Origin of the sequence: Methanothrix sp. (genome assembly GCF_024518575.1) — an archaeon.
Taxonomy (GTDB): Archaea; Halobacteriota; Methanosarcinia; order Methanotrichales; family Methanotrichaceae; genus Methanothrix_B.
In genome coordinates this window covers 1-7,621 of sequence record NZ_JANIHG010000051.1, presented here as the reverse complement: position 1 = coordinate 7,621, position 7,621 = coordinate 1, and the positions used below count along the sequence as shown (strand labels likewise).

Below are 7,621 nucleotides of genomic sequence, written 5' to 3'. Positions count from 1 at the left end.
ATGATGTAGATCAGTACTTCAGGCAGAAGCCGACCTACGATATACAGCAGTTCGTCAGGACCAGGGATACGTACGATGTTGAGATGTACTTCAGACAGAAGCCGCTTTACGACGTACAGGCGTACTTCAGGCAGAAGCCGACCTACGATATACAGCAGTTCGTCAGGACCAGGGATACGTACGATGTTGAGATGTACTTCAGACAGAAGCCGCTTTACGACGTACAGGCGTACTTAAAGCAGAAGCCGACCTACGATATACAGCAGTTCGTCAGGACCAGGGATACGTACGACATAAGGCAGTATTCGACAAACCCTCCGTACCATACAGTTCCAACAAGCCCTTAGGCAACGCAGCTCCGAGGCGACCAACCGCTGCTGCGAGTCTCCCAGAATAATTTGGGGCCAAAGTCCCACTTTTTTGTTCATACAGATACAAATAGACTCATATCGAGGCCGTCTCAAAAGCTGAGCAATCGATCGCGATGTGTTGCCCTGCTGTTACTCTCCCAGCGCATCATGCGAAATATCGATGGATCCTGGCCCTTTTTATGGATTCTCATCGAATGATGTGTTTTTAGACCCACATTGCTGTGTTGGATAACTTTTTCAGAATTCCATCTCTCGGCATTGATTCTTGGCTAATTTCCATCTTTACCCCTAATGGCCTTCGGTTACGAATTTTAGGACTTATCCAACACAGCAACCCACATTTACATGTAACCCTCTGAGCGAGTGCTCAGCCGGATGAGGTGCTCGGGACGCTGATCTACGCATCCATACGTCCGCAGACCGGATAAATTGAAATAGAATCCTGCAAGAAAATATGCTGCTGTTATGTTGCAGAGTGGGGTATGAGTTCTATGAGAGAGTATCCGTATCCCTCAAAGAGCGAGGTCAGATGGGTATCTCCGGACTGGCTGGATGATAACATGGAGGATGTGCGAATAATCGATGCACAGCCGAACGTGCACGACTACATAATGGGACACATCCCTGGTGCTGTGTACATGAATGAGGGACTTCTCAGGGTTGCACGCAGGAGGCAGCCGGCCAGCTTCGTGCCGGCAGAGTCGATAGAGGTTATCTTCAGAAGCATGGGGATATCCGGAGATGTGCCGGTGGTTGTCTACAGCGGCCCTGGCGTTTACAGCAGATGCGCGGCGGGTCTTGGTGATGGCCTGGAGCAGACGATGGTCGCGTACGCGCTCGTACGCTTCGGCCACCGCATGGTGCACATTCTCGATGGCGGCATCGAGAGCTGGATGGAGTCCGGACGGAAGCTGACGAAGGAATTTCCTGATGCCCAGGAGGGCAGCTTCAGATCTGAGATAAGGCGCGAGCACTTCGTGGAGATGGAGGAGCTGAAGAGCATTATGGGGAGAGAGGATGTTATGTTATTTGATGCAAGGCCTACGCCATCGTATGAGGGCCAGAGCATGTGGGTCAAGCCTGGGCACATCCCTGGCGCGCACAGCCTTCCATGGAGGCGGCTGATGACAGAGAATAACAGTCGACTTCTTAGAGATGATGAGGAGCTGCGATCCCTGATTGGCGGCTTCGACCTCGAGGGCAAAAGGATAATCGTATACTGCGGAACAGGCAGGGAGGCCACAAACGAGTACCTCTTCTTCAAATACTATCTTGGACATCCAGATGTCAGGATCTACGAGGGATCCTTCACAGAGTGGTCCTCCTATCCGGAGAACCCGACGGTCACAGGCCCGAATCCAAGGTGAGAGCATGCTCTTTGAGAGGATCGCCTCCGAGGGGCTGGCGCATTACTCTTACATCGTAGGCGACCTTAGGAGTGCGGTTGTCATAGATCCGAGGCTGGATTGCGATGTCTATGTGGATATCGCCTCGAGAAACGGTATGCGCATAACAGACATCCTTGAGACGCACAGGAATGAGGACTACATCACAGGCTCTGTGGAGCTCTCCGCCCTTACGGGAGCATCTGTCTGGCATGCGGACCCTGAGCTCGATTACCAGTACGGCGCGCCCGCCAGAGATGGGCAGGTCTGGCGCATTGGCTCCTGGCAGATCGAGGCGATATCAGCTCCCGGGCACACGCTCGGCTCCATGGCCTATCTCCTGAAGGATCGCGCCGGAGTTCCACACGCGGTCTTCACGGGAGATGCGCTCTTCGCGGGAGATGTCGGGCGCGTGGATCTCCTCGGCATGGACCGCGCTGAGGAGCTTGCAGGCATGCTTTACGAGAGCATCTTTCAGAGGATCCTCCCGCTGGGTGACGGGGTCCTCCTCTGCCCAGCGCATGGGACTGGCTCTGTGTGCGGATCTGCGATAACAGACCGCCCCTGGACGACGATAGGGATTGAGAGACTCCACAACCCGAAGCTTAGGGCTGGAAGCAGGGATGAGTTCATCAAAAGTGTTGCTGTTGAGCTCGAGAGGCCCCCGTACTTCAGGCGGATGGAGGAGCTGAACTTAAAGGGGCACAGGCCCAAGAGGCGTGCTGTCTCCCCCCTCTCCCCAAAGGAGGTTGCGGATGCGCTCGATGAGTGCCTGATTCTTGATACGAGATCTGAGATCGCATACGGCGGGGCCCACATACCTGCATCGCAGTTCATATGGATGGATGGGCTCTCTGCACTCGCAGGATGGTATCTCCCGTACGATATGCCGTTAATCCTGGTGGGCGATGAGATCGACAGGGCGGGCAGAATTCTGATGAGAATGGGCTACGATGAGATCATAGGATACCTTGGCGGAGGGATGCTGGCCTGGCACATGGCCGGCCTGGAGAGCATCTCTGTGAGAACTGTGACTGTCCAGGAGCTCTGCAGACATCTGGATCAGGGCGGCCAGGCATGGATACTCGATGTGAGATCCGAGAAGGAGGTCTCAGAGGAGAGCATAACCGGGGCGCATCACATCCACGTCACGCAGCTGCCCCGCAGGATGGACGAGGTGCCAAGAGAGAAAGCGGTTTACATATTCTGCGGCAGCGGCATGCGCTCCATGGTGGCAGCATCGTTCCTCAAGAGGCATGGCTGGAATAGCATAGCGGTTGTTCTCGGAGGTCTGGCTGGGTGGAAGAGCGTGACATGCCCTGTTGTGAGGCAGGTGTGACAGGTGCCTATTATAAGGGGCGATGAAGAACTGAAAAAGTTGCTTAAAGCGTCCAGGACCGTGGCGGTCCTGGGCGCCTCCAAAGATCCACATAGACCCAGCTTCTTCGTGTCGCTCGTCGTAAGGACTTACGGCTTCAGGATGTTCTTCGTAAATCCGAACCATGTCGGAGAGGAGATCCTGGGGGAGCGTGTCTATTCATCACTGAGAGACGTACCAGTGGATATAGACATAGTGGATGTGTTCAGAAGGCCATCCGCAGCCAGGGAGGTGGCGGAGGAGGTCAGGGCGAAGGGATGCAGGACCGTCTGGTTCCAGCCGGGCACTGAGGACATGACCGTGGCACGTGAGCTCGCAGACGAGGGCTTCAACGTTGTGGTGGGCTACTGCATGAAGGTCGAGTGCAGGAAGCTTCTGTGAGACTGCCAGATGGATCGCCTGAAATCGCCGCGTAAGAGCTGTCTGCGAGTCACACTCGCCGAATGGCACTTCTGGATTCGGCGTTCACTGGCATAAAAGATCGCGAATTTTTCACTGCCACAAGCTACTGATCTCAGTGATAGGAGCGGGCAGGGCGCAGACTCCCATTTTTTAGGAGTAAGCCCGTACGAAAACTGTAAATAGCTGAGAGGGCTGGTAAGCCGGTTGAACCGGTTGACGCAACGTATACATCACAGCTCTGTTCAGGTTGTGGTTCTCTCGTGCCAAAAACTTTGAAAGATCGAGTCCATGTCTGCCCGAATTGCGGACTGAACCTGGATCGAGATCATAACGCAGCGTTGAACACACTCACCCTCGGACTGAGGGGTAGATCCTGTGGAGATACTGGATAGCCAGATCTATGAGACCTTCGAATCTGTCGGAGGGCTTTGACAACAAGTCGAAGCGCAGGAAGCCCTGCTCTTGAGGCAGGATAAGTCACCAACCACTCCGGCTTGGAGACCGGAGTTTCCGCGTTCCATTCAACCAGGTGATTATGTGAAGATACTCCTGATATCTGATACGCATCTCGATCGCATTCCCGAGGAGCTCCTGGAGATCCTGTCAGGATACGATATGATACTGCATGCGGGCGATCTCGTCAGTACAGAGGTCTTGAGGGATCTCGGGTCTCTTGGGGAGACACATGCAGTGGCTGGGAACTCGGATCATCATGATCTGAAGAGAGCCCTTCCCGAGCGTCTGAAGCTTGATATCGAGGGGCTGAGGGTGGGCATCATACACAGACCATCTCACTCCCCCGACTCCCCCGGCATAGCCATGATGGCGAGGGAGATGGATGTGGATCTCCTCCTCTTCGGCCACTTCCACAAACCGATCTTCCAGCGGGATGGGAGTCGGATGATGTTATGCCCGGGGAGCCCTACGAGGCCCCGTCTCTCTCCACCATCTGTAGCAGAACTTCTTGTGGAGGGCGGGAGGGCATCGCTCAGGATCGTGCCTGTGGGAAGGCCGATGTGCGGCTACCTCCAGTTTGCTGAGACGCTTTCTCTGAGCGGATCGCAGACTCCACCCGAACGTGTGGATAAGCGCGAAAACAACAGTGTGTGAAGTCGATCCAACACTGGAGCAGATCGCATGCGCGGTTCTAGGAGTCTGACAGGTGCATATCAACACATCAAAGTCAGCAGCTCCCCGAGAAAAACGTCCGGTGAACATTATTCGGACAGGCTTCTTCGTAAGACGATGCACCAGCTCTTCAGCGTCCCGAGAAAAACGTCCGGTGAACATTATTTGGGCAGGTCCTAGGGGGATTTTTGCTTTTCTGTTTCGCCATGCTTTGACTTTGTCGAGGCATCTCTGCATATCGACTCCCGAAGGTGGCTTTCTGCGCTTCGACTTTGTCGAAGCCCTCCGACAGATTCGAAGTTTCCACAGAGTCGGCTTTCAGGTCCCCAAACAGGCTCTGCCACACAGTCCGAGGGTTAATATACAGGCATGAGTCTGAGTAGCATACCAGCACCACTGAGGGCTCATACCAGCCAGTCTGGCTGGGGCCCTAAGCCCATCCCTGCGGGAGGTATTATGAAAGAGAAATGGCTCATGGCGCTTGCAACTGAATGGGAGGATGTAAAGCCGCTCATAACCACAGCGCTCGAATCCGGCTTCGACTTTGTGGTTGTGAGCAGAGATCACATCGATCTTGTGCGGGAGCTCGGCAGCATAAAGATCGCATGCTTCGGCCGCGAGCGTGGATCCGAGGATATTCTGATACTTGACGCATCAATGCCCAGAGAGAATCAGATCGAGGCCGCCGAGAAGATGGGCAGGCCCATCGGGGGATATGTTGAGATACGCTCAAAGGAGGATGAGCTCTTCGCCACAGAGCTCGGCAGACATGTTGATCATCTCCTCGTTGTCGGAACCGACTGGAAGGTCATACCGCTGGAGAACATGATCGCAGCGCTCCAGGGATATGATTGCCGGATAATCAGCTGCGTTCGTTCCTCCGAGGAGGCCGAGGTCGCCCTCTCCACGCTCGAGCACGGTGCTGATGGCGTGCTTCTTGATACCCGGGACCCATCTGAGATCAAGCGGGTCCAGGCAGCGGCAGAGCGTCTTGCTATGAGCAGGATAGATCTGAGAGCTGCGACTGTGGTCGCTGTCAAGCCTGTCGGCATGGGCGACAGGGTATGCGTCGATACATGCAGTCTTATGCGGAGAGGCGAGGGCATGCTTGTGGGCTCACAGTCGAGAGCGTTCTTCCTGGTGCAGAGCGAGGCTGAGGAGAGTCCGTATGTCGCGGCAAGGCCGTTCCGCGTGAATGCAGGGGCAGTCCATGCGTACATACGGGTTGGAGATAAAACAAGGTACCTCTCAGAGCTCAAGAGTGGAGATGAGGTCACGATCGTGGACAGCGACGGGATGACGAGAACCGCAGTCGTCGGCAGGGTCAAGATCGAGCGGAGGCCGATGATCCTGGTCGAGGCGGAGATCGATGGCGACAGGGTGAGCACGCTGCTGCAGAATGCAGAGACGATAAAGCTCGTATCAGATGACGGAACCCCGATATCGGTTGCAGAGCTTAAACCTGGTGATAAGGTTCTGGTGCATCAGGAGGGCAGCGCGAGGCACTTCGGCATGAGCATCGAGGAGACGATAATCGAGAGATGAGTGATCTCCGATGCGATGAGCACTGTTCCAACAGTGGAGATGTGCGATGTGCCGCAGAACGCTTGATCTTGGCAGTTTGAGGATCAAAACCCCTGCAATAGTCGCATCGCTCGGGGCGGATGCGGAACGCGCGGCGAGAAGCGCCGAGTCACAGGGAGCTGACCTCATAGAGGTGCGTCTCGATCTTCTTGAGGATCCTGATGTGATGAGAGAGATAAGGGCGTCAGTATCGCTGCCGCTGATGGCAACGAACCGCATCTCATCAGAGGGCGGCTCCTTCAGGGGGTCGGAGGAGCAAAGAATAGGTATTCTCATTGAAGCTTCGCGCTTTTCAGATATCATCGACATCGAGCTGATGGCGCCGGGCAGGGATCTGCTCCTGGATAACATCTCATGCCCTGCTCTGATATCATACCACGACTTCAATGGCGTGCCAGAGAACGTGCGATCCATAATAGAGGACGCAAGGCGCGCGGGTGCGGATGTGGTGAAGATAGCCGTCACCCCCCGCTCCATGCGGGATGCGCTGGATCTCCTGAGGATTGTTCTAGATGAGGATCGCCCTCTATGCGTTATCGGTATGGGTGTTGTTGGCAGACATCTGAGGGTTGTAGCCCCACTCTACGGATCTGTGCTGACCTACGGCTATGTGACAGAGCCCACTGCGCCAGGGCAGATGAGCGTCAGGGAGCTGGATACCGCTCTCAAGTGCCTTGGTGCAAGATGAGGCTGAAGCGCAAGCGGTAAATACATTGGAAAATGAAAGGAGGGAGCAAAAGTCGTTTGGGATGTAGGAGGGAGGAAAATGGTACGACTTTTGCCATATCTGCCTACGTCTATAGTCGAATATAAATCTTTCGGTTGTAGTGCTGTGTTGGATAATGTCTGAGAATCCGATAGTAGAGGCTGGATTCATACGAATTGTAATTCTAGTAAAAATCGATAGCTATCGACCTTAGAGCTCTTAATTATTCAACACAGCAGGTTGTAGTGTTTCGACTTTCTGGAGAGCTGGGAGCGAGATCTGGAGGAACTAAACCGCGGCAAGCGCGGGAGGAAGTTTGCCTATCCCTGGTCATTTATCGAGCTTCTGGATTCATGTTATCTTCCACCTACCTTATCGGCAGCTAGAGGGCTTCTTGAGAAAACTCTCGGAGCTGATACCTGAGATCAAGCCTACGGATTAAATATCTGGAGACGTGGCACTCAGCTGAAGCTCAGCCTTCCAGAGACGATATTGTCCAGCGATGAGCCTGTTGTGATAGCTGTAGACTCTAAGGGGATATGACCAACCGTGGCGAATGGGTGCGAGAGAAATGGAAGGTCCATCGAGGCTGGATCAAGGTCCATCTGGCGGTTGACGTGAAGACGAAGGAGATAGTCGCAATCGAGGTCACAGATGAGCGAGTATC

7 protein-coding genes and 2 pseudogenes are annotated in these 7,621 nt (G+C 54.4%); all 9 read left to right on the top strand.

What is annotated here, in order from left to right; genetic code table 11:
• A partial coding sequence (locus NQU42_RS07840) for a hypothetical protein (protein ID WP_296610461.1) occupies window positions 1-347 on the top strand: 347 nt, incomplete at its 5' end.
• Between the two features lie 506 nt (window positions 348-853).
• On the top strand, window positions 854-1,738 hold the full coding sequence (locus NQU42_RS07835; protein ID WP_296610460.1) for a sulfurtransferase: 885 nt from the start codon (window positions 854-856) through the stop codon (window positions 1,736-1,738).
• A gap of 4 nt (window positions 1,739-1,742) precedes the next feature.
• Entirely contained in the window at window positions 1,743-3,095 is a 1,353-nt protein-coding gene (locus NQU42_RS07830) for an MBL fold metallo-hydrolase (RefSeq protein ID WP_296610458.1), read from the top strand.
• Window positions 3,096-3,098: 3 nt separating this feature from the next.
• Window positions 3,099-3,515: a CoA-binding protein gene (locus NQU42_RS07825; protein WP_296610456.1), complete on the top strand. Its 417-nt coding sequence runs from the start codon at window positions 3,099-3,101 to the stop codon at window positions 3,513-3,515.
• Window positions 3,516-3,718: 203 nt separating this feature from the next.
• Window positions 3,719-3,928 (top strand): annotated as a pseudogene (locus NQU42_RS07820) (transposase); the annotation flags it as partial.
• Window positions 3,929-4,073: 145 nt separating this feature from the next.
• Window positions 4,074-4,646: a metallophosphoesterase gene (locus NQU42_RS07815; protein WP_296610455.1), complete on the top strand. Its 573-nt coding sequence runs from the start codon at window positions 4,074-4,076 to the stop codon at window positions 4,644-4,646.
• 474 nt (window positions 4,647-5,120) lie between these two features.
• Window positions 5,121-6,209, top strand: a complete 1,089-nt coding sequence (locus NQU42_RS07810) for a 3-dehydroquinate synthase II (RefSeq protein WP_296610453.1) — start codon at window positions 5,121-5,123, stop codon at window positions 6,207-6,209.
• 46 nt (window positions 6,210-6,255) lie between these two features.
• Window positions 6,256-6,936: a type I 3-dehydroquinate dehydratase gene (locus NQU42_RS07805; RefSeq protein WP_296610452.1), complete on the top strand. Its 681-nt coding sequence runs from the start codon at window positions 6,256-6,258 to the stop codon at window positions 6,934-6,936.
• Window positions 6,937-7,467: 531 nt separating this feature from the next.
• Window positions 7,468-7,621, top strand: a pseudogene (locus tag NQU42_RS07800) (transposase); the annotation flags it as partial.